At 33.4% G+C, this 23,907-nt stretch carries 20 protein-coding genes; 4 read left to right on the top strand and 16 right to left on the bottom strand.

Features of this window, described 5'->3' with window-relative positions; genetic code table 11:
* Positions 1–100: 100 nt before the first annotated feature.
* Positions 101–2,071 carry a putative porin gene (locus LY08_RS07845; RefSeq protein ID WP_111659896.1) on the bottom strand — a complete coding sequence of 657 codons (1,971 nt, stop codon included), beginning with the start codon at positions 2,069–2,071 and terminating at the stop codon, positions 101–103.
* Between the two features lie 144 nt (positions 2,072–2,215).
* Here LY08_RS07845 and LY08_RS07840 point away from each other — a divergent pair, with 144 nt between their 5' ends.
* The 3 genes from LY08_RS07840 to LY08_RS07830 all read left to right on the top strand — a co-directional run bounded on the left by LY08_RS07840 (position 2,216) and on the right by LY08_RS07830 (position 6,430).
* Positions 2,216–2,815, top strand: a complete 600-nt coding sequence (locus LY08_RS07840) for a ribonuclease HII (RefSeq protein ID WP_111659895.1) — start codon at positions 2,216–2,218, stop codon at positions 2,813–2,815.
* A gap of 31 nt (positions 2,816–2,846) precedes the next feature.
* Positions 2,847–5,273 (top strand): ribonuclease HII, encoded by a 2,427-nt coding sequence (locus LY08_RS07835; RefSeq protein ID WP_111659894.1) that lies wholly within the window; start codon positions 2,847–2,849, stop codon positions 5,271–5,273.
* Between the two features lie 107 nt (positions 5,274–5,380).
* Positions 5,381–6,430, top strand: coding sequence for a nucleoid-associated protein (locus tag LY08_RS07830; RefSeq protein ID WP_111659893.1), 1,050 nt, complete (start codon positions 5,381–5,383; stop codon positions 6,428–6,430).
* Positions 6,431–6,508: 78 nt separating this feature from the next.
* On the opposite strand, the gene LY08_RS07825 is transcribed toward LY08_RS07830, so the two are convergent.
* The 5 genes from LY08_RS07825 to LY08_RS07805 form a co-directional block, all read right to left on the bottom strand.
* The gene (locus LY08_RS07825; protein WP_111659892.1) at positions 6,509–8,023 is read right to left on the bottom strand and encodes a S8 family peptidase; all 1,515 of its coding nucleotides are present in this window, start codon (positions 8,021–8,023) and stop codon (positions 6,509–6,511) included.
* A 251-nt stretch (positions 8,024–8,274) separates the two neighbouring features.
* Positions 8,275–8,562, bottom strand: a complete 288-nt coding sequence (locus LY08_RS07820; protein WP_111659891.1) for a Sec-independent protein translocase subunit TatA/TatB — start codon at positions 8,560–8,562, stop codon at positions 8,275–8,277.
* A 58-nt stretch (positions 8,563–8,620) separates the two neighbouring features.
* Entirely contained in the window at positions 8,621–10,693 is a 2,073-nt protein-coding gene (locus tag LY08_RS07815) for an alpha-ketoacid dehydrogenase subunit alpha/beta (RefSeq protein ID WP_245907571.1), read from the bottom strand.
* 277 nt (positions 10,694–10,970) lie between these two features.
* The gene (locus tag LY08_RS07810; RefSeq protein WP_111659890.1) at positions 10,971–12,038 is read right to left on the bottom strand and encodes a branched-chain amino acid aminotransferase; all 1,068 of its coding nucleotides are present in this window, start codon (positions 12,036–12,038) and stop codon (positions 10,971–10,973) included.
* 121 nt (positions 12,039–12,159) lie between these two features.
* The gene (locus tag LY08_RS07805) at positions 12,160–13,476 is read right to left on the bottom strand and encodes a dihydrolipoamide acetyltransferase family protein (RefSeq protein ID WP_111659889.1); all 1,317 of its coding nucleotides are present in this window, start codon (positions 13,474–13,476) and stop codon (positions 12,160–12,162) included.
* A 184-nt stretch (positions 13,477–13,660) separates the two neighbouring features.
* On the opposite strand from LY08_RS07805, the gene LY08_RS07800 reads away from it, so the two are divergent.
* A complete protein-coding gene (locus tag LY08_RS07800) occupies positions 13,661–14,134 on the top strand; it encodes an Lrp/AsnC family transcriptional regulator (protein WP_111659888.1) in 474 nt (157 codons plus the stop codon).
* Positions 14,135–14,222: 88 nt separating this feature from the next.
* Here the strand turns inward: LY08_RS07800 and LY08_RS07795 are convergent, their stop codons facing one another.
* The 10 genes from LY08_RS07795 to paaC form a co-directional block, all read right to left on the bottom strand.
* On the bottom strand, positions 14,223–14,819 hold the full coding sequence (locus tag LY08_RS07795) for an acyltransferase (protein WP_111659887.1): 597 nt from the start codon (positions 14,817–14,819) through the stop codon (positions 14,223–14,225).
* A gap of 82 nt (positions 14,820–14,901) precedes the next feature.
* Positions 14,902–15,654: an enoyl-CoA hydratase/isomerase family protein gene (locus tag LY08_RS07790; protein ID WP_111659886.1), complete on the bottom strand. Its 753-nt coding sequence runs from the start codon at positions 15,652–15,654 to the stop codon at positions 14,902–14,904.
* A gap of 45 nt (positions 15,655–15,699) precedes the next feature.
* Positions 15,700–16,038, bottom strand: a complete 339-nt coding sequence (locus tag LY08_RS07785; RefSeq protein WP_245907570.1) for a GIY-YIG nuclease family protein — start codon at positions 16,036–16,038, stop codon at positions 15,700–15,702.
* A gap of 9 nt (positions 16,039–16,047) precedes the next feature.
* Positions 16,048–18,585 (bottom strand): phenylacetic acid degradation bifunctional protein PaaZ, encoded by a 2,538-nt coding sequence (paaZ, locus tag LY08_RS07780; protein ID WP_111659885.1) that lies wholly within the window; start codon positions 18,583–18,585, stop codon positions 16,048–16,050.
* Positions 18,586–18,629: 44 nt separating this feature from the next.
* Complete coding sequence (pcaF, locus tag LY08_RS07775; RefSeq protein WP_111659884.1) at positions 18,630–19,841, bottom strand: 3-oxoadipyl-CoA thiolase; 1,212 nt, start codon at positions 19,839–19,841, stop codon at positions 18,630–18,632.
* A gap of 74 nt (positions 19,842–19,915) precedes the next feature.
* On the bottom strand, positions 19,916–20,323 hold the full coding sequence (locus LY08_RS07770) for a PaaI family thioesterase (protein WP_111659883.1): 408 nt from the start codon (positions 20,321–20,323) through the stop codon (positions 19,916–19,918).
* Between the two features lie 77 nt (positions 20,324–20,400).
* Positions 20,401–21,588, bottom strand: a complete 1,188-nt coding sequence (locus LY08_RS07765) for a 3-hydroxyacyl-CoA dehydrogenase NAD-binding domain-containing protein (RefSeq protein WP_111659882.1) — start codon at positions 21,586–21,588, stop codon at positions 20,401–20,403.
* 93 nt (positions 21,589–21,681) lie between these two features.
* Positions 21,682–22,464 carry an enoyl-CoA hydratase-related protein gene (locus LY08_RS07760; protein WP_111659881.1) on the bottom strand — a complete coding sequence of 261 codons (783 nt, stop codon included), beginning with the start codon at positions 22,462–22,464 and terminating at the stop codon, positions 21,682–21,684.
* Positions 22,465–22,515: 51 nt separating this feature from the next.
* On the bottom strand, positions 22,516–23,016 hold the full coding sequence (gene paaD / locus LY08_RS07755) for a 1,2-phenylacetyl-CoA epoxidase subunit PaaD (RefSeq protein ID WP_111659880.1): 501 nt from the start codon (positions 23,014–23,016) through the stop codon (positions 22,516–22,518).
* Between the two features lie 79 nt (positions 23,017–23,095).
* Positions 23,096–23,851 carry a 1,2-phenylacetyl-CoA epoxidase subunit PaaC gene (gene paaC / locus LY08_RS07750; RefSeq protein WP_111659879.1) on the bottom strand — a complete coding sequence of 252 codons (756 nt, stop codon included), beginning with the start codon at positions 23,849–23,851 and terminating at the stop codon, positions 23,096–23,098.
* Between the last annotated feature and the right edge of the window lie 56 nt (positions 23,852–23,907).

The following is a 23,907-nucleotide window of genomic DNA, read 5'->3' as shown; positions in this document are numbered from 1 at the left end:
GCGTTAGGGATTGCAATGACATCCTTTTTTTTGATGACATATATGGCAAAAAAAAGATATAATGGAAAGCCCGACCCTTTTTTGGGGAACGCTATAATGATTACAAGAAAAAATTCCAGACTAATCCAAAACGGACTGTGAAATCACGAAAGGGTTGATTGGGTGCTGAATAATAGTTACGTCCAGTGAAGGCTGCGTTAAAGTGTTCGGCCTTAAGAAAAATTCTTGTCTGTCTTATTTTTGCATTAATAAAGAAATCTAATCTTGGAAAACCACCTAATTCTTGTTGATTTTGAGTGTAAAATTCTGATAGTAGTGGATCATAACCATCCATGTTATAAGCTGTGAAATAATTAAATATTATACCTGTCTGTAAAAACATTGCTTTTTTAAACACATGATTTGAGTAGTAAAACGTGTTTCTGGTAACTAATTGTGGAACATTAAGCGAGTTTGAATTATCTTGAACTGTTTGATATAGGATTGTATTGTCTAGCGCAAAATTGTTATAACGGATTTCTTTTTGAAGTTTTAGTTTTAAATAGGTAATGGCTTCTTTGTTTTGAAATGCTCTAACTGCTTGATCTTGATCCTTTGCAAAATATACATAATCGTTTATAGTACTTAAATCTAATGTTATGTTTGCATATTTATTAGATTGTAGTTTAATTACTATTTGTTGTGTCTTAATATTATTAAACTGATTACGCCAATTATAGTTTTTATAATCACTTTGATATAATAAGGTATTAAAATCTGGTGCTACAGAACTATGATTGATGTTTGCTGAGACTTTTATATCTTTATTTAATTGGTAAGCTGCTGTTCCGGATATAAAGTTACCTTCAAAATCTCCAGAAACATTTAATCCAGCTTCTCCGTTTAGGTTAAATCCTTTATAGTTTTTGTTATATTTTCCACCTATGGATAATATGTCTCCTTTTAACCTATTTGGAATTACGTTTTGATTTATAAAAACTATCCTATCGTAACCATAATTATAATTATTATGCGTAGCATTAAATTGAAGATTACCGATTGTAGCATTACTATAGTTTAATTGTAATTGGTTTGTGAATTGCTCTAGCTCTGTCCTGTCTTTTATATTTGAGGTTTGAAATGCCTCTCCAAAATAATCTGTATTTGCAGATGTTTGGTCATAAGTATAAATTTTATCTTCTAACATCATGACATGTGCTAATTGTATTTTGTTAGAGCTTATTGAATCTTTAGGTCTTAATACATCATAACTTTGGTTTAAATAAAATCGTTTGCCAAGCAGTAAATTTTCTGCATCTTGAAAATTAACTTCTAGAACACCTCTATCTAAAAAGTCTTCATCTCCAGATTCAAAAAAATCAATATTACTATCTGTTAACCCTCCATTTTCTTGATTAGAAAAATCTTGAGATGTAAAGTGAGTATTTACTACATATCTTTTGTTTTTTGTCTTATAGCTTGCTCTGATTCTTAAATTTCCTGTACTAGTTAAAGAATTTTGATAAAACCCTAAAGACCTTAATCCTTTATACCCTATAGACATATTTAATTGTCTGGAAGTGTTAGTTGTAAAAAATGCATCTAATTGCTGACCTTGAGTAAACGCTGTTTTAAAGTACAACTCTGTTAATGGAGTTGGTACATGAAAAGAATTAATGTCATCTGCATCCATGTAATTAAAATGCTTAGCTTTTGCACCAAATCCAGGAATTAGATTTGTGTTTTCAAAATTGTAAGTTAGTCGGTTATAACTTTGACCAACATTTGCAAAAGGCATTAATCCAAAGTTATCTTGTCTTAAATAGTTAAACTTATACTCTTTATTTATGGTTAAAGTTGTGTCTAAATAAATAGTATCTCTTTGATTAGTTATAATTAAGTAATCTATTATTTTAGCGTCTAAATTTTTAACTCCTTTGCTTTTAATAACATTTCCTTGGCTTAAGCTATCTTGTAATGCTTGGTCGGATTTATTTAAACTAGAATTTGATTTTGATAATTTTCTGGGTGTTTGTGCAAAAGCTACACCTGCAAAAGTTATTAAAAGAAGAGAGAAAATTATTTTTTTCATTAAATGGTAACTATTTTAGACCTTTAATTTTAAGCTGAATCATTTATTTTGCCAAAAATAGCAAATATCTTTATGGTTTTAAGTTTTCTGTTAAGAAAGGCACAATTTTGAATTATAATAACGTAAAAACTTCCTGTTTATTTAATGCTTAAATTAAAACATTCTAACTTTAATATTGAATGCGGTACAGACGAAGCGGGACGTGGTTGTCTTGCAGGACCTGTAACAGCTGCAGCGGTGATTTTAAAACCAAATTTTAAAAACGAATTACTTAATGATTCTAAACAAATTAGCGAAAAAAAAAGAGATTTACTACGACCTATTATAGAGGACGAAGCTTTATGTTTTGGATTTGCACATGTGTTTCAGGAAGATATTGACAAGATTAATATTTTAAATGCCTCAATTTTAGCGATGCATAAATCGATTGAAGCCTTAAGTAAAACCCCAGAATTTATAATAGTTGACGGAAATAAATTTAAACCATTTAATAATATTCCATTTGAAACCATTATTAAAGGTGATGGAAAATACTTAAGCATAGCTGCTGCTTCTGTTTTAGCAAAAACATATAGAGATGCTTATATGAATAAAATACATGAAGAGTTTCCGATGTATAATTGGAAACAAAATAAAGGCTACCCAACCAAAGAACATCGTGAAGCTATAAAAAAGTATGGGATAACCAAATACCATAGAAAAAGCTTTAGACTATTGCAAGAACAATTGAAATTAGAACTCTAACTTATTATATTTGCATAAACCCTCAGCTTTTATGAAACACTTTTGGTACAGTTTCCTTTTTGTTTTATTTCTATTTTCCTGTGAATCTTCTTCCAAAAAAAATAATATAGACGATTTTATTTTTAGCGATGCAGACTTTGTGTTAAGTATTAACAATCTAGAAAATTTCAAAAGTAATACCACCAACAATCATTTTATTACGCAATTGTCTAAAACCATTACTTATAAAAATATCTCTAGCGAACTTAAGTTTTTAAATTACCTAAAAAGTGATCAACGTATTTACATTAACTTTTTTAAAGATAAAAAAGACAGTATTCAGTTTAGTTTTGCAACACGAATAAAAGATTCTATATTCACTTTAGACAGTTTAAAACTAAATAGAGAACCCTTAAAATTAAAAAAAATATCTGCAGAAAAGATTACAGAAAACAATCAATCTATATTTATTACCAAAATTGAGGGTATTGTTATTGGAGCAAGTGATAGTGTACATTTAGAACAATTAATACATTCTAAAACCAAAAACACTTCTGTTAGAACTTTAATTGCTACTCAAGATCTAGATGCTTCATTTTCTGTGTTGATCAATGCAAAAAGTCCTTTTAAACAGTTATTTATAAATGAAGCATTAGATTTTAACTCATTTACAGAATCCTTAACATTTGATGCAGAAATCACCCAAAATCAACTAATTTTAAATGGACTTACCAAAGCAACAGATAGTTTAAACAGCCTAATAAATGTATTTAAAAACACTCATCCACAAGATAATCAGTTAGCACAAATAACACCTTCCAATAGTCACGGTTTTTTAAGTGTCACCTTTGATAATTTTAACACACTAAAAACTAATTTAAATAAGTACAACAAAAAAGATAGTATCCTTAATCCAAATCCGCTATTTGATTATATCAAAGAATTTGGAGAGATTTACTTTAGTAATAATAGTGCTGTAGTTATTAATAGTTTAGATATTTACGCAACTAAAGAGTCTTTGATTAGCGAGCAAGAAAATGCAGAAACTTTTAGAGAAGTATCCATTTACAATTTTTCAAACCCTACCCTTTTTAGCTCCTATTTATCACCTTTTATTCAATTAAATGAAGCTTCAAAATATTGCATATTAGATAACTTTATAGTGTTTTCAAATAATACAGAAACTTTAGAAAACATCATTGTAAATTATCAAAACCAAACCACTTTTTCGCATCGTGACTATTACCAAAGCATGCAAACAAATTTAAGCGACCAAGCTTCAATATTACAAGTTTTAAATCCTGAGTCACTTCAAAATTTAGTTAACTTAAACTTTGATAGCACTGTAGACTTTCAATTTAAAGATTATAAAACAACAGCTATTCAGTTTGTTTACGATTCTGATTTTGCTCATTTTAATGCAGTAATTCAGCAAAACAAACAAGTAAATAATTACAACTCTATTACAGAGTTGTTTAATATCAAGCTAGATCAGGACGTCTTAAATAATCCTCAGTTTGTAAAAAATCATCGTACCAAGCAAAAAGACATTGTAGTTCAAGATATAAGCAATACGCTGTATTTAATTTCTAATACAGGAAAAATACTCTGGAAAAAGCAATTAAACGGTCCTGTTTTAGGTAAAATAGAGCAAATTGACATGTATAAAAATGGTCGATTACAACTAGCTTTTGCAACCCCTAAACGCATCTATGTTTTAGACCGAAATGGAAACGAGGTTAAGCCTTTCCCTATGACATTTAACGATGAGATTACCCAACCGCTTTCTGTGTTTGATTATGACAACAAAAGAAACTACCGCTTGTTTGTTACTCAGGGTAAAAATGTGTTATTATATGATGCTAAAGGAAAAACTGTAAAAGGATTTAATTTTAAAGCAGCAAATCAAGCATTAAATTCGCCCCCAAAACATATTAGAATTGGAAGAAAAGATTATCTAATTTTTAAAACCGATAATAAATTATACATTTTGGATAGACGTGGAAAATCTAGAGTCAGTCCCAAAACCAATCTAAACTATTCCAATCAACCAGTTTTTGAGTATAACAATGGATTTGCCACCACAACCAAAGATGGCAATGTCGTCCAAATAGACCAAAAAGGTAATGTTACAATTACAAAAACTAATCTTACAGACCACCACGTTTTAGAAACTACTACAAGAACTATGATTACTCAAAGTGGTAACACATTAGACATTAAAGGAAATACTTTAGAATTAGATTTTGGCAACTATACCTCTGCTCAATTATTTTTAATCAAAAACAAGATTTACGTATCTACCACCGACTTGCAAACGCAAAAAGTGATGCTATTTGACAGTAATGGTAAATTGATCAATAATTTTCCAGTGTATGGCACCTCAACTATTGATTTGGGAAATATCGATAAAGATTCTAAACTTGAGTTTGTTACAAAAGGAGAGACTAATTCAATCTTGGTTTACAAGATAAATTAAACCAACAGAAAAGTAAAAAACCGAAGCAAAGTCTTCGGTTTTTTTATGCTTTTTTTTCTAGTATAATTAGTAACATTGTACAATCTTAATTTTAGTTCTATTTACAAATGATTAATCGCAATAAAGCATCCATTTTAAAGTGTATTATACACAAAGTTGGTAACAAACATAACGATACAAAAAATGCATTTTCTGAAAAAGAAATCCATTTTGATGAAGCTAGTTACGAGCTGATGTTGCCTTTTTTATTAAGACCCTTTACAAGTTTGGTACAAAGTCACCGATTTAATCATCATGCTAATATCGAGCTTAATGAAATTAATGCTTATACCAATCAAATTTTTAATGACGACGACAACTTTGTAGATGCATCCGTAAATATAGTAAAGCATTTATATGAGCAATCTGAATCTGCTCAGATTAAAACTGGAGACGTTATTGTTGCTTATTTTGATGGCATAGAATATAACGAAATGGTGATTGACGGTGTTGGAATTTTTAAAATTGAAAATAAACTTAATTTTTTTCAGACTTATTTAGAAAACAATAGCTACGATGTGTTAGTCCAAAAAGGAATTAGTGCAAAAAAGGTAGACAAAGGGTGCCTTGTTTTAAATACTGGAGATGCTGAAGGTAAAGTTGTTCTTACTGTAGATAATAATAGTTATGATGCAGCTTATTGGACAGATAAGTTTTTAAATATAAAATATGCAGACGATCATAATAGTCATACCCAAAACTATTTAGAGTTATGCAAAGAGTTTTCTACAGAAGTCATTAAAACTACTTATGGCGCACAACAACGAGCAGATTTTTTAGCTAAAACCATTGACTTTTTTAAAGAAAATGAAGTTGTTAATATCGAAAGATTTAAGGAAGATATTTTTGAAGAAGACAAACATATTGACCTTTTTGAAGCCTATAAAAAAGAATTTGAAGCCGAGCAAAATGTGTTAATTAGAAATCAATTTGATGTCTCTGATAAAGTATTAAACAAAGAAAAAAAGAAAATTAAAACTGATATTAAATTAGATACTAATATCCAAATAAAATTAGATATTGATGCACCAGAAGCAGCCAGCGAGCATCTAGAACGTGGTTATGACGAAGATAAAAAAATGCATTATTATAAAGTGTTTTTTAATGTAGAAGGATAACTAAAGCCCTACCAATTGTAAAACAAAAAAACCTCTTTAAAATTAAAGAGGTTTTTTGATTAAATATATTTATAAATCTTATTGCACTGCTTGTAAAGCATCAATATTACCATATCCAAAACTACTATTTTTGTATGGGTAAAATTCTGCAGATTGCTTTAACCTGTTTAACACTTGTGTTCTTGACCAAGATGGATGTCTTGACCATACTAATGCTGCAATACCAGCAGTAGTTGCTGTTGCTACAGAAGACCCACCTGTATAACGTCTGTCTCCATTATAAAATCCTAATACTGGAGGCGCTTTACTAGTGTTGTTATCTCCTTCCATAATAATGGTAAAATCTATTTTACTTCCACTATGGCACGTATCACATCTGTCGTAATTCGGTCCATCATCTACTCCTGTAACTGCTACAGTCTCGCTCATAGTTGCTGGAAAAATCACTCCAAAACCATTAGTAAAACTTGTCGACGTTCCTCCTGCTGCAAAGATTAATTTTCCTTTACTGTAAGCATAACGTACTGCATCTTTTATATTTCCAATAGACCACACATAACCTATAGACATTGATATAATTTTTACATCACTTCTATTACCTAATTGTGTCAATGCTGCAGATACACCTTTACGCTCATGATAGTCGTTTAATAATACATCTTCGGTTGCTCTATACGCTACCAAATTAGCATTATATGCAACACCAACTGGCATTCCGTTATCGTTACGTGGTGCTGCCATAGCAGATGCCATAGCTGTACCATGCCCACATTTGTCATGTGGTCCATCATAATTACTTGACCACCACCAATTAGAGTCTATAAAGGTTCCGTATTTTTGGATGTATCTAGAATTAGATGAATAACCATCCTTAAAACCATTTCCATTTAATAACGACTGAGACGCGGACACACCTGTATCTATTAATCCAATGGTTACACCAGATCCTGTACTGTAATTCCACGCAGCAGGAATATTATGCTTATTAAAATGCCAAGAGATTTGTGCATTGTTTGGGCTTGTAGTTGTATAATGTGCTGGATTTATATAATCTGCTCCTTTGTCGCATCCAGAACTAGAACGTGCATTGTTTACGGTCTCGTAATGATTATATCCATTTGGTTCTAAATATCTAACACCATCACTATCTAACAATAATTTGATGGTAGAAAATTGTTCAACTTTTACGTCAACAACGTTTATAATGTCATGTTCATAAACTGTTTTTTCTCCTCGTTCAAAACCTTCATTGTTTTCTACTAGTTGCAAAATATTATCTAGTGTAGATTTTAATTGTTCTGTTTTAACTTCTGCAAAACTTTCGCCTTCTTCACCATATCCTATGGTTAAAATATTATTTCCTCTAATAACAGCACTCCAAAGTGTGTGCGGTGAGACATCTTTCCAATTAAAAGTACCTGTAGTAGATATACTCTCGTTAATAATTGCGTTAATCTCAGAAATGGTTAAAGGTTCCTCTTGATTAATACTACTAGTTTCTTCTGGATGGTCTAAAAACGTTTCGTTTTGACAAGCATTAAATACAGTAAATACTACCAATAGTAGTGATAGTTTTAGTAATGGTTTTTTCATTTTTTATATAGTTTAAGGTTGATGCTTAAATATATAAATTATTCTTAAAAAAAAGTTAACAAAAATGAAGAATTACTAAATAAACTATGTGTTTGATGTTAAATTGATAGTTTTAAGTCTCCAACCGTAAGTTTAATGTAGTTGTGTATTGCGTTAGCGGTAGAAGTGACATCCTTTTTTTGCTGCCATATATGGCAAAAAAAGATATAACGGATGACGCGACCCTTGTGGTAACGCCCAAATAATATAGGTTATAGTTTACGACGCACAGATCCAGTAAAGTCTTCCAAATCGTCTTTAACTTTTTTAAGTTCTTCGTTGACGTCTTGTGTAATACTAGTATCTAGTCCGTTACGCTCTGCAGATTTAGTGATTTCGGTTTTAATGTCATTAGTCGCGTCTTTAAGTGTGCGCATCCCTTTACCTAGTCCTCTAGCAATTTCCGGAATATTTTTAGCACCAAAAACCATAACAACGATGAGCAAAATGAAGAAAATTTCGCCACCACTTATAAACAAAAATGTTGTTAAGTTAATCATGTTGCAAATATACTAAGTAGATTGAAACCACATTTAAAAATGACGTTAAATAGTTTATTTAATAATGTAATAACGCTTCTATTTTAGCTTTTACTTTTTCTGTAGAAGGAATCATGGTTTGCTCTAAGGTACTATTTAATGGAATTGCTGGCATATTCTCGCTACCAATAGTCATAACTGGAGCGTCTAAAAACTTAAAGCACTCTTCCTGAATTTTTCCAGCTAAAGCTCTGGCAAAACTATTATTTGAAGGTTCTTCTGTAACTACTAAACATTTTCCTGTTTTCTTAACCGATTTCATGATTGTGTCTTCGTCTAACGGAAATAAGGTACGTAAATCTATGATTTCTATTTGGTCGCGCATATCCAATTGTCCAGATGCGTTATAAGCCCAATGCACTCCCATTCCGTAAGTAACAATAGTTATTGTTTCTACATGTTCTTGCTTCCAAATTTCTTGTAAGACCCAAGCTTTACCAAAAGGTAACACATAATCTTCACTTGGCTCAACAGAGGTTGCACCTTGTGTACCTGGTACTTTAGACCAATACAGCCCTTTGTGTTCTAGGATAACCACAGGATTTGGATCGTAATAAGCTGCTTTCATCAAGCCTTTTAAATCGGCTCCATTACTTGGATAGGCTATTTTAATGCCTCTAATATTTGTTATTACACTTTCAACAGACGACGAATGATATGGTCCACCACTACCATAAGCACCAATTGGCACACGAAGAATCATGCTAACTGGCCATTTTCCGTTACTTAAATAGCAACTTCTACTGACTTCTGTAAATAGTTGATTTAATCCTGGCCAAATGTAATCTGCAAACTGAACCTCAACTATAGGTTTTAATCCAACAGCAGACATACCAACTGTAGAACCCACTATAAATGCTTCTTGAATTGGTGTATTAAATACGCGATCGTCTCCAAATTTTTGTGCTAAAGTTGCTGCTTCTCTAAACACACCTCCTAATCGTCCTCCAACATCTTGTCCATATAGCAAACACTCTTTGTGTTTTTGCATTAGTTCCTCTACTGCAAATAGTGCACAATCAACCATCACCACTTTTTCGGCGCCTTCTGGAGCACGTGTCCCTTTTTCTTCTGTGATTGGTGTAGCTACAAAGTCGTATGTAAATAAATCTTCAGGTTTTGGGTCTTCGGCTTTTAAAGCTTTCTCAAAGTCTGATTGTACTTTCGCTTTCGCGGAATTTTCTATCGTTTCAATGTCTTTATTAGTAAAACCAGCATCTACTAGTTGTTGTTTCAAAACTGGATACGGATCACGTGAACGAGCTTCGTCTAAATCATCACGATACCATTCCATTCTAACTCCAGATGTATGATGATTTAATAAAGGGACTTTTGCATGAACTAAAAATGGTCTGCGTTCTGTACGAATGGTTTCTATTACTTTTTCTAAAGCTTCGTAACTTTCTGTAAAGTTTGCGCCATCAATAGAAATAGCTTCAAGTCCATGAAAACCTTGTGCATATTCATAGGCATTTTGCGCTCTGGTTTCTGCTGCATTTGCACTAATATCCCAACCGTTATCTTGGACTAAATATAAAATTGGCATTTGCTTTAAAGCTGCCATTTGGAAGGCTTCTGCTATTTCTCCTTCGGTTACTGAGGCGTCACCAAGTGAGCAAACTGTTATTGGTTTTAGGGATTCTTCACTGTCGCTCTGAATGACAACCGAGTTTGTTAAACCATGCTTTTCAATGTATTGCATTCCCATTGCAACACCTGTTGCAGGAATGGCTTGCATACCTGTTGCAGAGGATTGATGTGGAATTTTGGGTTTATCATCGTCTTTTAAACTAGGATGTGAGTAATAAGTGCGTCCACCAGAAAACGGATCGTCTTTTTTGGCTAATAATTGCAACATTAAATCATAAGGTTCTAATCCAAATGATAATAACATCGCATCATCTCTGTAATACGGAAACGCATAATCTTGAGGCAGTAATTGTAATCCTAATGCTATTTGAATAGCTTCATGACCTCTAGATGTTGCATGCACATATTTTGAAACTTGTTTAAAATTAGCTTCATATAATTCTGACATAGCTTTTGCTGTGCAGAGTTTTGAAAATCCTTTTTCTAAAATATCTTTTTTCATCTTTATTTTCATTGTTGTCATTGCGAGGACGAAGATTAAGCTTGTGCTGAGCGTAGTCTAAGAATGGTAACCTCATAATGAGATTCTTCGCTATCGCTCTGAATTACAAAATCTTTATTTTTTTCTATCGTCAGTTTGAGTGAAATTGTTTTTTGGCGTTGTATTTAATAAAATATCAACCAGATATTTTTTATTAAATAGTGAATCGAGATCTTTTTAATGGCTTCTCGATACAATTTGCTCTTTCCTCATAAATCACTCGAAGTGACGTTGTGTTTTAAGCTAACTCGTTTTCAACTTTAGTCATCCAACCAAATTTATCCTCGACTTTACCTGTTTTGATAGCATTTAAAGTATCATTTACTTCTAAACCAACTGGACTTTCGTTAGACACATGAATGGTTTCACCATCTACTCCAATTTCTTGAATATAAGCTATACCTACTGCTGTTCCTGTACCAAAAGCTTCTTCTAAGGTGTTGTTTTTGGACGCTTCTTTAATTTCGTCAATTGTTATGGTACGCTCAATTACCTCAAAACCTTTATCTCTAAGTATATCTATAACACTCATACGTGTAATACCATCTAATATAGAACCATCACGCTTTGGTGTTATGAATTTACCATCGATTTTAAAGAAAATATTCATTGTCCCAACTTCTTGAATGTATTTATGCTCTATAGCATCTAACCACAATACTTGGTCGTATCCTTTGGCTTTAGCTAACTCTGTTGGACGTATAGCTGCTGCATAATTACCAGCTGCTTTTGCTTCTCCTGTTCCACCATTGGCTGCACGAATGTATTTTTTTTCTGCCCATAATTTAATGCGCTTACTAAAAAATGGTCCTGCTGGTGATGCCATAATAATAAACTTAAAATGTGTTGCTGCACGCATCCCAATAAATGGCTCATCTGCATACATAAAAGGTCTTAAATATAAGGCGCTTCCGTCTGTTGGTGGTATCCAATTACGTTCTAAATCCACTAGTTGTTTTAAACCTTCTACAAATAATTCTTCTGGAAAATTAGGCATTCCCATTCTATCTGCGCTAAAATTTAATCGTGCAGCATTTTTGTTGGCTCTAAACAGCATTGGGTTACCTTCAGCATCAACTGTTGCTTTCATCCCTTCAAAAATAGCTTGTCCATAATGTAACGCCATAGCTGCTGGATGTGTTGGAATTAATGCTAATGGTTCGATTCTTGGATTGGTCCACTTTCCATTTTCATAATCACAAATAAACATGTGATCTGTAAATATGGTACCTAATGGAATATTGTTGAAATCTATAGTTTCAACTTTTGATTGTTGGATTTTTGTAATTGATATATTGTAACTCATAATATTTATTCTTTCGTTAGTTCGAGTGAAATTGCTTTTTCTACAATTTAGAATCGAGAACTTTAATGACTTCTCGATACAATTTGCTCATACTTCACAAATCACTCGAAGTGACGTTAGTTTATATTTTTCTATTCGTATCAAATTGCTCGAAATAATCGGCTACACGACGCACAAAGCTTCCGCCAAGAAAACCATCTACTACGCGATGATCAAATGATAGTGATAAATACATCATGCTTCTAATCGCGATTTCATCTCCATTTTCGGTTTCGATAACTTCTGGTCTTTTTTTGATTATTCCTAATGCTAAAATGGCAACTTCTGGTTGATTAATAATTGGTGTTCCCATAACACTTCCAAATGTCCCAACATTAGAGATGGTAAACGTGCTACCCTTAATATCGTCTCCTGCTAATTTATTATCTCTTGCTTTTCCTGCTAATTCATTGACGTTAGCTGCAAGGGTTTTTAAATCTTTTGTATCTGCATTTTTTACTACTGGAACAATTAAGTTTCCACTAGGTAATGCTGTTGCCATACCTATATTGATATCGTCTTTTACGATGATGTTATTTCCATCGACTGAAGCATTTATATTTGGAAAATCTTTAACTGCTTTTGCAACTGCCTCCACAAAAAGTGGTGTAAAGGTCAAACGCTCTCCATACTTTTCTTGAAACGCTTTTTTATTAGCATTTCGCCAATTAACCATATTGGTTAAATCGGCTTCAACATAGGCTGTGACGTGTGGTGAAGTATGTTTAGAATACACCATATGGTCTGCAATCATTTGACGCATGCGGTCCATTTCAATGACTTTACCTTTACCTTTATCGAATTTTAATTGCGGAATACGATACGCTGTTGGATCCTGTTGTGCAACAGGTTGCGCAAATTTATATGGACGTCCTTCTTCTATATATTGAAATACATCACTTTTACGCAATCTACCTTCATGACCAGTTGCCGGAATACGTGCTAGTTCTTCAAAACTAATGTGATGTTCTTTGGCTATTTTAATAATTAATGGTGAAAAAAATGTGTTTGAGTTTGAAACTGAAAATGAATTTGGTTGAGACATCTCGACTACACTCGATGTGACAGGTCGTTTCTTTTTTAAACTTTTCTTCTTCTGCGATTCTTCGCCTAAGCTTGTGCTGAGCGAAGTCGAAGTACTCTGAATGACATCATGCTTTTTTGATGTTTTAGTTTCTTCTGAAACTTCTAAGATTGCCATAACTTCTCCAACAGGAACAACATCTTTTGCCTGAAATAAAGTCTTAACTAAAGTTCCTGCAGCAGGTGCTGGCACTTCGTTATCCACTTTATCTGTTGCGACTTCTAGAATGATGTCGCCTTCATCAAAACTATCTCCTTCAGAAATTAACCAATTAATAATGGTTCCTTCTGTAATACTTTCGCCCATTTTGGGCATTTTTAATTCGAACTTAGCCAATCTATTTAGTTTTAAAGAAATAAAATTAATCAATTTGAATATTTAAATATGTTAATATCTTCATATTAAAACTTATTAAGAATATTAATCTTTTTAATTAATTTAATTTAGATTTTTATTCTTTTAAATTGTAAATTTACAGCACTTTAAATTACAATTTTCTATGCAACACAATCTTGATAAAATAGACACTAAAATCCTATCATTACTTCAACAAAATAGCAATAGAACAACTAAAAGTATTGCTACTGAATTAGGTATGACCACTACTCCTGTTTTTGAACGTATTAAAAAGCTAGAAAAACAAGGTTATATAAAAAAGTATGTCGCGATTTTAAATAACAAAAAAATAGGTTTAAAACAGACTGTCTTTATAGGCATAACATTACAAGGTCACACAAGAAGTTATCTGGAAAAATTCGTCTCTCAAATTAATAGTTTTCCAGAGGTTATTGAGTGTCACAGAGTTAGCGGGAACTTTGATTATTTATTAAAGCTAGTTGTTGAAGATATTGAGGCTTACGAAACCTTTATTATTTCTAAATTAACCTTATTACCTTATCTAGGTAATGTACAGAGTTTGATTACACTGTCTACTGGAAAGGAAACTAATGAGATAGATTTAAGTAGAATGTAAATTAAAATGTCATTGCGAGAAGTGACGAAGGAATGACGTGGCAATCTCAAGATAAGATTCTTCGCTTTGCTCTGAATGACAACAAAAATTACTTTTTGAAAGTCTCTCTTAGTGTTTTGTATACATCATCTTGAACTTTCATATTTTCAGGCACTTCTCTAAGTGGGTCCACTTCTTTAAGCGTGTTATGACAATCTGCTGGTAATTGTTGGTACAATTCTGTTCCTTTGGTTTTCCAAGCGATCATGTCATCACTAACTTGTTTGATGATTTTTGCCGGATTTCCAACAACTAAGCTTCGTTTAGGGATAATAGTTTCTGCTTTTATAAAAGACATAGCTCCAATAATGGATTCGTCTCCAATTATAGCATCGTCCATAATGACGGTGTTCATTCCAATTAAGCAATTACGACCCAAATTTGCGCCATGAATGATGGCTCCATGACCAACATGTGCACTTTCTTTAAGTGTGATTGACTTACCAGGAAACATATGCACAGTACAGTTTTCTTGAACATTGACACCATCTTCTAAAATGATTTGTCCCCAATCGCCACGTATAGCAGCACCAGGACCAACATAACAGTTTTTACCAATAATGACGTTACCTGTTACTGCAGCCATAGGATGTACGAAACTAGATTCGTGTACAACTGGTGTATAGCCTTTAAAAGAATAAAACATGTATAATTATTACTTGTCATTCAGAGCAAAGCGAAGAATCTTTTAATAATATTGCTTCGTCCTTCGTCCTCTCAATGACATATTATTTAAAACTTTTTAATTTTTCTTTTGTAAAATCACTTAACACTAATCGTCCGCTAGTAGCTGCGCGTTCTGCTAATAGTGCATCCCAATGATCTGTTCCTTGCCAGAATACTTTTTTCATTTCTAGCATCGCTTCAGTATTATAGGTACATAAATGTTCTGCTGTTGTTTTTACAGCTTCATCTAGTTCTACTGTGCTTTCATACACTTGGGTGAATAAGCCTTTTTGTTTTGCCCATTCTGCTGGATAAAATGTATTGGCGTCAATTGCGATTTGCGACATGGCGCTTAATCCCATTTTACGCTCTATTGCTGGTCCGACAACAAACGGTCCAATACCAATATTTAATTCGCTTAACTTTATTGAAGCAAACTTAGTTGCCATACAATAGTCAGTTGAAGCTGCTAATCCAACACCGCCTCCAACGGTTTTACCTTGGATACGACCAATAATAAACTTTGGACATTTTCGCATCGCATTAATCACATTGGCGAATCCAGAAAAGAATACTTTCCCAGTAGCTTCGTCGTTAATATTGATAAGTTCATTAAAACTAGCTCCTGCGCAAAACGTTCTATCACCTCCACTTTTAAGAACGATTACTTTTATAGCATCGTTTGTTCCAGCTTCTGTGATTGTTTGCGCTAGTTTTGCTAACACATCTCCAGGTAATGAATTGTGAGCAGGATGAAAAAACTCTATATATCCTACTTCGTTTTTGATTTCTAGTTTTACGTAAGGTTGTGTCATCACGATAGTGTTCCCGTGAAAACGGGAATCTTATTAATTTTAGTTCTACTTAATTTTATTATACAAATCCTTCCATGTAGGATTCGTTTTTTCTATTAATTCAATCTTCCAAATTCTATTCCATTTCTTCATTTGCTTTTCTCTTAATTTAGCTTCTGCTTCCGTATTATATTCTTCAAAATAAATGAGCTTATCTAAATTATATCTAGCTGAAAATGTTGTTGGATGCGCTTTATTTTTATGTTGATTTATTCTTTTCTTTAATCGTTTTGTTTCTCCAATATATAAAACACCGTTTGGCTTATTACTTATTATGTAAACATAGTGTTTCAAAATCTCTATTTTATTTTTTAAGACACCCGATTTCTCGGGTGCTTTGAGCAATTCAATCTTTTACAAAATATTGAATTGCTCAAAGTGATGATTCAAATGTTTTCTTTCTAATAAATACGCTTCGTATTTGTTTAACTCTCCGAAAACCAAATTTTTCAATTTCGCATCTGGATTCTCTTTATAAAATTCTATGTATTTTTCTCTTTGTTGCTTAAATTTTTCAATAGCAGTTTCTAAATCTGGATGTTTTAAATCATCTAATTTATCTTTTTCTAACTGTGGAAATTGAGAATTTTTAGGGAATTTTCTATAATCATATAAACTATGATGCACTTTCTCTAAAATCTTTTCTGGTGTTGCAATCTCAAAATCTTGAATGTCTCCCGAAGCAATTTTATAGGTGTATTCTAAATGCTCAATCATGTGTTGTGGTGTCATGATTCCCCATTTTGGTTTGGTGCTCTCTTTCAGTTTACTTAAACATTCATCAATCTTTTCCGAGGTCATTTCAACAAATATTTCTTGTTTTTTCTGAACCATAGTTAAAATGGTTGCAACAGCTACCAACGGACTATCTTTTTCTGTTTTCTGACTTTCTGGTCGGTTTTCAAAATTAGCATCAAAAACCTCAACGTGCCATTTTACGATTCCGCTAGGATGTTCTGCGGAAGAAACATCTCTATCTACTTTTTCTTTACACGTTAAACGTACATAAATGGTATCATTATGATATAATGGTCGTAAAAAACGGATACTATCTAAACCATAATTAGCTGCTACAGGTCCTTTATTTGGATACACAAATAATCCTGCTGCTGCAGAAATAATGAAATAACCATGCGCAGTTCTTTTTTCGAAAATACTGCCATCTAAAGACGTAATATCTGTATGTGCATAAAAATGATCCCAAGTTAAATTGGCAAAATTCTGAATGTCATTATCAGTAAGCGTACGTTTGTGGGTTTTTAGTGACATTCCTGGTTGAATATCTTCCCAATGGTATTGAAATGGATGCTTTTCTGCTTCCTTGTATTTTGCGTTTTGCTGGTAAATACCAGTAATTTCAGTTATTGTTGTTGGCGAACCTTGAATGGCAGTACGTTGTAAATAATGTTTAATACCACGCATGCCTCCCATTTCTTCTCCACCTCCAGCTCTACCAGGACCACCATGAACTAAATATGGTAATGGCGAACCATGACCTGTACTTTGCTTCGCGCTTTCTCTGTTTAAGACTAAAATTCTTCCATGATGACTTGCTGCATTTATCACATAATCTTTTGCTATCTTATCGTCATTGGTTGCAATGGAAGACACTAGTGACCCTTTTCCCATTTGCGCTAAAGTTATAGCTTCATCTAGATTTTTATAAGGCATAATGGTACTTACTGGACCAAATGCTTCACGTTCATGAATCACTGTATTTTGAAATGGATTATCTGCTCGTAATAGAATCGGACTAATAAATGCGCCTTTTTTGGCATCTGCTCCAATGGTATTTATTTCGTCTAAACTTCCATAAATTATTTGCGCTTCTTTTGACAAATCGTTAACCGAATCTCGAACAGCTTGTACTTGTTGATGACTGACTAAAGAACCCATTCTAACTTCTTTTAATCTTGGATCTCCAATAGTTACTTTATCTAGTTGTTTTGTTAACGCAGTTTGTACATCGTCAACTAATTTTTCTGGTACAATAATTCTACGAATAGCAGTACATTTTTGTCCAGCTTTAACCGTCATTTCTTTTCTGACTTCTTTTATAAACAAGTCAAATTCTGGTGTTCCAGGCACTGCATCTTCACCTAAAATGGATGCATTTAAAGAATCGGCTTCCATGGTAAATGGTACAGATTCTTGTATTAATCTTGGATGTGCTTTTAGTAATCTTCCTGTTTGAGCAGAACCTGTAAAAGTGACTACATCTTGAGATTCGACTGTGTCTAGAATATTTTTAACCGTTCCGTTTATGATTTGTAATGCACCTTCTGGTAAAATTCCTGACTCTATAATAGTTCTTGCAACTGCTTCTGCTAAATACGATGACGAAGGCGCAGGTAACACTACTGCTGGAACTCCAGCCATCCAGTTTACCGCACATTTTTCAAGCATTCCCCAAACTGGGAAATTGAAAGCGTTAATATGTACTGCAACTCCTTTTTTAGGCACCATAATATGATGCGCCATAAAGCGTCCACCACGAGATAAATCGATAGCATCGCCTTCTACATGATACGGTTGATTAGGAAACAATTTTCGTAACGAAGCATTAGCAAACAGGTTACCAAAACCACCTTCTATATCTATCCAACTATCTACTTTGGTTGCTCCAGTTCTATAGCTTAGTTCGTAAAACTGGTCTTTCCTTTTGGTCAAATACAAAGCTAATTTTTTAAGCATGTTTCCACGCTCTTGAAAGGTCATTTTTCGAAGGACTTCTCCTCCTTTTGTTCTTCCATAGTTAAGAATTTCTGGCACATCTAATCCTTCAATAGCAACGCTAGTAAAAGCTTCGCCAGTAATAGCATCTAAGATTGGTGTTCCTTCTTCTTTTCCTGTTGTCCAGTTTCCTTGGACGTAGTGTTGGATTTTTTTCATATCATTCAATTGAGACCTCTCGACTGCGCTCGAGGTGACATTTGCTATAAATTAATGTTTTCTATTACGCAAGCATAGCCTTGTCCAACACCAATACACATAGTAATCAGTGCATAACGCTTTTGTTGTTCTTGTAATTCTAAAGCAGCAGAATAAGCTATTCTTGCTCCTGTAACTCCCAATGGATGACCAATTGCAATCGAGCCTCCATTTGGGTTTAATCTTGGGTCGTTATCTGCAATTCCCCAAGCTCTAGTACAAGCTAAAGCTTGAGCTGCGAAAGCTTCGTTAAGCTCAATAATATCCATATCATCCATAGTTAATCCTGCTTTTTCTAATGCTTTATTAGAAGCTTGCACTGGACCAATTCCCATAATTCTTGGTTCTACACCAACTACTGCAGAACTTACAATTCTTGCTAATGGTTTTAGATTGTATTTTTTTACTGCATCTTCTGACGCGATTATGGTTGCTGCTGCACCATCGTTTAAACCTGAAGAGTTTCCTGCTGTAACACTTCCGCCTTCTTTTTTAAAGGCTGGACGCAACTTTCCTAATATTTCTAGTGTAGTTGTTGGTTTTATAAATTCATCTTTTGAGAATTGTATTGGCTCTTTTTTGCGTTGCGGAATTTCTACAGTTACAATTTCTTTTGCTAAACGACCATTTTCTTGTGCTTTGGTTGCTTTCATTTGGCTCCAATGCGCAAACTTATCTTGATCTTCTCTAGAGATGTTGTATTTCTCTACAAGATTTTCGGCAGTGTTTCCCATTCCGTCTGTACCATAAAGCTTTTCCATTTTTGGATTGATAAAACGCCATCCAAAACTTGAATCATACATCTTAGAATCGTTACCAAATGCACTTGAAGGTTTGGCGATGACGTAAGGACCACGTGTCATATTTTCTACTCCTCCTGAAATAAACAAATCTCCATCTCCTGCTTTTATGGCACGATTTGCATGAATGATTGCTGATAATCCTGAACTACATAATCTATTAACCGTTTCTCCTGGAACAGTAAAAGGTAATCCAGCTAATAATGAGGACATTCTCGCAACATTACGGTTATCTTCTCCTGCTTGGTTTGCACAACCCATTATCACATCGTCGTAAGCTTCCTTTGGAATATTTGGATTACGTTTTACGATTTCTTCAATTACTATTGCTCCTAAATCGTCTGTACGAACAGCAGATAAAGTACCTTTATAGCTTCCTATTGGTGTTCTAATTCCGTCTATTATGTATGCTTCCATTTATATATTTACGATATTTGATTTAAGATTTACGATTTTAATCTGAATTCGTAAATCGTAATTCTTAAATTTATTTATTCTTCCCAGTCTTTTTGAGTACGATAAACGACACCTTTAAACAATGCGACTAATTCATCTCCTCTTTTGACTTCAATAATATTAAAGCCTAATTTATTATTTACTTTTTCTATTACCGATTCTGCAGTTAAATAATCACCTTCATTTAATGCTTCTATGTGATTAATGCTTGTCTCGATAGACACTGCAAATTTACCGTGTGTGTTTGCTGCAAATCCAAATGCTGTATCTGCTAAAGAATAACTGATACCACCATGAGCTTTATTCATACTATTTAGCATCTCTCTTCTAATGGTCATTCCAACTTTACAGCGACCTAGTTCACATTCTAGTATTTCTATTCCTAGCCAAGTGCTATAAGCATCTTGGGAAAGCATTTTATGTGGGATTTGTTCTGGTTTCATGTTCTTAGTTGTCATTACGAGGACAAAGGACTTGGCAATCTTTTGATGAGATTCTTCGCTTCGCTCTGAATGACATTTTAATTAAAAAACGTTTTATTTTCTCTATTCATTTTTCGTAATAATGGACTACAACGGTATCTGTCTTCATGATATTCGTTATATAATTCGTCCATTTTATTCACACACCAATCGATTCCTTTTTCGTCTGCCCAAGCTAATAATCCTTTTGGATAATTAACTCCTTTGGTCATGGCGTTGTCTATGTCTTCTGCTGATGCAATATTTAAAAATAGTGCGTCTGCTGCTTCGTTGATTAGCATGACTAATACTCTGTCGAATATTTGTTTTGCTAAAGTTTCATCGTGAGATTCTTCGCTTTCGCTCTGAATGACATTTGAGTCTTCAACTTTCTTTCCGTTATTATCATATTCATAATAACCTATTCCAGATTTACGTCCTAAATATCCTGCTTCTGCAAAACGTTTTTGTGTGAATGCTGGTTTGTATCTTGGATCGTAATAGAATGCTTCAAAAACAGTTTCGGTTACTGTATAGTTGACATCATTACCTATAAAATCCATTAACTCAAATGGTCCCATACGGAAACCTCCAAGTGTTTTTAGACTATTATCTATGGTTGAAAAATCTGCTATACCTTCTTCATAAATACGTAATGCTTCTCCGTAAAATGGTCTTGCTACACGATTTACAATAAAACCAGGTGTATCTTTTGCAACTGCTACTGTTTTTTTCCAACTAGAAATAGTATCAATTGACTTTTCTAATGTTTCGTATGAAGTTTGAATAGCTGGAATGACCTCAACCAATTTCATTAAAGGAGCTGGATTGAAAAAATGAATACCAACACATCGTTTCGGATTTTTAAGTGAAGCAGCAATTGATGCAATTGACAAGCTCGACGTATTTGAAGCGATGATGCAATCATCAGAAACATAGCTTTCTAATTCTGAAAACACTTTCTTTTTAATCTCTAAATTTTCAATTATTGCTTCAATCGTTAGGTTGGAATCTGCTAAATCTTTTAAATTATCGACGTAAGATATATTTGCTTGTATTCTATCTTTTTCAGCTGAATCGATTCGTCCTTTTTCAATAAGACGTAATAAGATTTTTTCTAAAGCTGCTTTAGCTTTATCTAATGCTGCTTGATTGGTATCGTATAATTTTACTTGACAACCAGAAGTTGCTGCAACTTGTGCGATGCCACTTCCCATTGTTCCACTACCTATGATTCCTACGTTCATATGATTTATTTTGTTTGATGTGATTCTGAAACAAGTTCAGAATGACGTAATCTTTTATTTAGTGAGATTCTTCGCTTTTGCTCTGAATGACAATTAATTACCTTTAAAATTAGGTTTACGTTTTTCTATAAACGCAGCCACACCTTCTGCATAGTCGTTACTTTGTGCTGCTTCTATTTGTAATTTAGATTCTAATGCTAATTGAGATTCTAAATCGTTAGTCATGGACTTGTTATATAACTCCTTGATTAATCCTAATGCTTTGGTTGGCATGTTTGCTAATTTTACAGCGAGTTTGTTTACTTCTTCTTCAAAATTTTCTAAAGGAATCATTTTGTAAATCATTCCCATTTTTTCAGCGTCTTCAGCTCCAATTTTATCTCCTAACATGGCTAATGCTAACGCTTTTTGAAAACCAATAAGTCTAGGTAAAAAGAACGTTCCTGCACTATCAGGAACTAAACCAATTAAGCTAAAGGCTTGAATAAAACTTACTTTTTCATGAGCGACAACTATATCACAAGCTAAAGCAATGTTTGCTCCAGCTCCTGCTGCAACACCATTTACTGCTGCTACAATTGGTTTTTTAATATCGCGTATTCTGGTGATGATTGGATTATAATGTTCGTCTAATATTTTTTTAAATCCAGGATTTAAATCTGGATCTGTGACTTCTTTAAGGTCTTGACCAGCACAAAATGCTTTTCCGTTTCCGGTTAACACAATTGCTCTTACATCATCGTTTTTCTCACAAGCATCTAAAGTGTCGTGAAGTAAAAACGCCATTTCACGATTGAAGCTGTTAAACACTTCTGGTCTGTTAAGCGTTATAATTGCTACTTTGTTTTCAATTTTTAGTTGGATGCTTTCGCTCATTTTTTTTTAATTAAAAGACCCTTCGACTGCGCTCAGGGTGACAATAACTTGTCATTTTAAACATTTAAAATAGTCAAATGGTTCTTGACAGTCATCGCACTGAAATTGTGCTTTGCATGCTGTAGACCCAAATTGACTGACTAATCGTGTGTTTTGCGAACCACAATTAGTACATTTTACTATTCGTTTTCCGTGAAGCAATACCTCTTTGTCTGCTTCAGCATCTAAAGGTGCTGCTATACCATAATCTTCTAATGCTTTTCTACCTCTTGGTGTAATCCAATCGGTTGTCCAAGCTGGAGCAAGAATTAATTCTATTTCAGAATTATAACCTGCTTCTTTTAGTGCTTTTTTTATATCGTCTCCAATAACATCCATTGCAGGACAACCACTATAGGTTGGTGTTATTTGTACTTTTACAATATTGTTTTCAATAATAGCAGAACGTACAACTCCCATGTCCATTATTGATAATACTGGAATTTCTGGATCAGACACTTGTTCCAGAATTGGAATTAAGATTTGATCTATGTTTTGTTCTGTTGTTGTCATTTTATTTAAATGAGATTCTTCGCTTCGCTCTGAATGACATTTTGTATTAATTATTGAGATTCCTGCCTACGCAGGAATTTTACCATTCCATGTTTGGATACGTACGTTGCATATATTGCAAATCGCTTAATAAATATCCTAAATGTTCTGAATGTATACCCTCTTTTCCGCCTTTCTGGAAATATTTTGATTCAGGAATTTTCAATGTAGCTTCTTCAAGTAGCTCACTTACATTTTTGTAATAGGCTTCTTTTAATTTAGTTACATCAACTCCAACCCCTTCTGCTACCATTGCTTTATCAGCTTCTGTTTGATGAAATAATTCGTCTGTATACGTCCATAAATCATTAATAGCTTCCTGCATTTTTGTTTTACTCTCTTCTGTACCATCACCTAAACGTTTTACCCAATCTGAAGAAAAACGTTCGTGATAGCTTACTTCTTTGATGCACTTATTAGCTATTGCAGACAAGGTTAAATCTGTACTTTTTTGTAATTCTGAAAGAAAGGCTAAATGATAGACATCAAATAAAAATTGACGTCCAATAGTATACGCAAAATCGGTATTTGGTTGCTCTACTAGTAATACATTTTTGTACTCACGTTCTAGTCGCAGCATCGCAATATCATCTTCGGTTCTTCCATCTTCAGCAATTTTAGCAGCATACTGAAAATAACTACGTACTTGTCCAAATAAATCTAATGAGATATTAGTACAAGCGATATCTGTTTCTAAACTTGGTCCATGTCCACATAGTTCTCCCATACGCTGACCAAGGATAAGACTATTATCCGCTATGCCTAAAATGTAATTATATAAATTTTCGTTTTTCATGTTTACTTCCCACGAAAGTGGGAATCTTTTTAATTAAACATTTAGTTTCATTTATG

Origin of the sequence: Olleya aquimaris, assembly GCF_003259525.1 — a bacterium.
In the GTDB taxonomy this organism is placed as follows: Bacteria; Bacteroidota; Bacteroidia; order Flavobacteriales; family Flavobacteriaceae; genus Olleya; species Olleya aquimaris.
Note: the sequence above shows the minus strand (reverse complement) of the source record. Positions and strands in the feature narration are given on the sequence as shown.

Bases quoted from the DNA above. Each gene is read 5' to 3' on its own strand.
- LY08_RS07815 (WP_245907571.1), bottom strand. From the start codon at position 10,693: ATGAAAAAAGATATTTTAGAAAAAGGATTTTCAAAACTCTGCACAGCA.
- pcaF (WP_111659884.1), bottom strand. From the start codon at position 19,841: ATGGAAGCATACATAATAGACGGAATTAGAACACCAATAGGAAGCTAT.
- LY08_RS07805 (WP_111659889.1), bottom strand. From the start codon at position 13,476: ATGCCCAAAATGGGCGAAAGTATTACAGAAGGAACCATTATTAATTGG.
- LY08_RS07840 (WP_111659895.1), top strand. From the start codon at position 2,216: ATGCTTAAATTAAAACATTCTAACTTTAATATTGAATGCGGTACAGAC.
- LY08_RS07795 (WP_111659887.1), bottom strand. From the start codon at position 14,819: ATGTTTTATTCTTTTAAAGGCTATACACCAGTTGTACACGAATCTAGT.
- LY08_RS07835 (WP_111659894.1), top strand. From the start codon at position 2,847: ATGAAACACTTTTGGTACAGTTTCCTTTTTGTTTTATTTCTATTTTCC.
- LY08_RS07760 (WP_111659881.1), bottom strand. From the start codon at position 22,464: ATGAGCGAAAGCATCCAACTAAAAATTGAAAACAAAGTAGCAATTATA.
- paaZ (WP_111659885.1), bottom strand. From the start codon at position 18,585: ATGAAAAAAATCCAACACTACGTCCAAGGAAACTGGACAACAGGAAAA.
- LY08_RS07790 (WP_111659886.1), bottom strand. From the start codon at position 15,654: ATGACACAACCTTACGTAAAACTAGAAATCAAAAACGAAGTAGGATAT.
- LY08_RS07810 (WP_111659890.1), bottom strand. From the start codon at position 12,038: ATGAGTTACAATATATCAATTACAAAAATCCAACAATCAAAAGTTGAA.
- paaC (WP_111659879.1), bottom strand. From the start codon at position 23,851: ATGAAAAACGAAAATTTATATAATTACATTTTAGGCATAGCGGATAAT.
- LY08_RS07800 (WP_111659888.1), top strand. From the start codon at position 13,661: ATGCAACACAATCTTGATAAAATAGACACTAAAATCCTATCATTACTT.
- LY08_RS07830 (WP_111659893.1), top strand. From the start codon at position 5,381: ATGATTAATCGCAATAAAGCATCCATTTTAAAGTGTATTATACACAAA.
- LY08_RS07765 (WP_111659882.1), bottom strand. From the start codon at position 21,588: ATGAACGTAGGAATCATAGGTAGTGGAACAATGGGAAGTGGCATCGCA.
- LY08_RS07825 (WP_111659892.1), bottom strand. From the start codon at position 8,023: ATGAAAAAACCATTACTAAAACTATCACTACTATTGGTAGTATTTACT.
- LY08_RS07770 (WP_111659883.1), bottom strand. From the start codon at position 20,323: ATGAAACCAGAACAAATCCCACATAAAATGCTTTCCCAAGATGCTTAT.
- paaD (WP_111659880.1), bottom strand. From the start codon at position 23,016: ATGACAACAACAGAACAAAACATAGATCAAATCTTAATTCCAATTCTG.
- LY08_RS07845 (WP_111659896.1), bottom strand. From the start codon at position 2,071: ATGAAAAAAATAATTTTCTCTCTTCTTTTAATAACTTTTGCAGGTGTA.
- LY08_RS07820 (WP_111659891.1), bottom strand. From the start codon at position 8,562: ATGATTAACTTAACAACATTTTTGTTTATAAGTGGTGGCGAAATTTTC.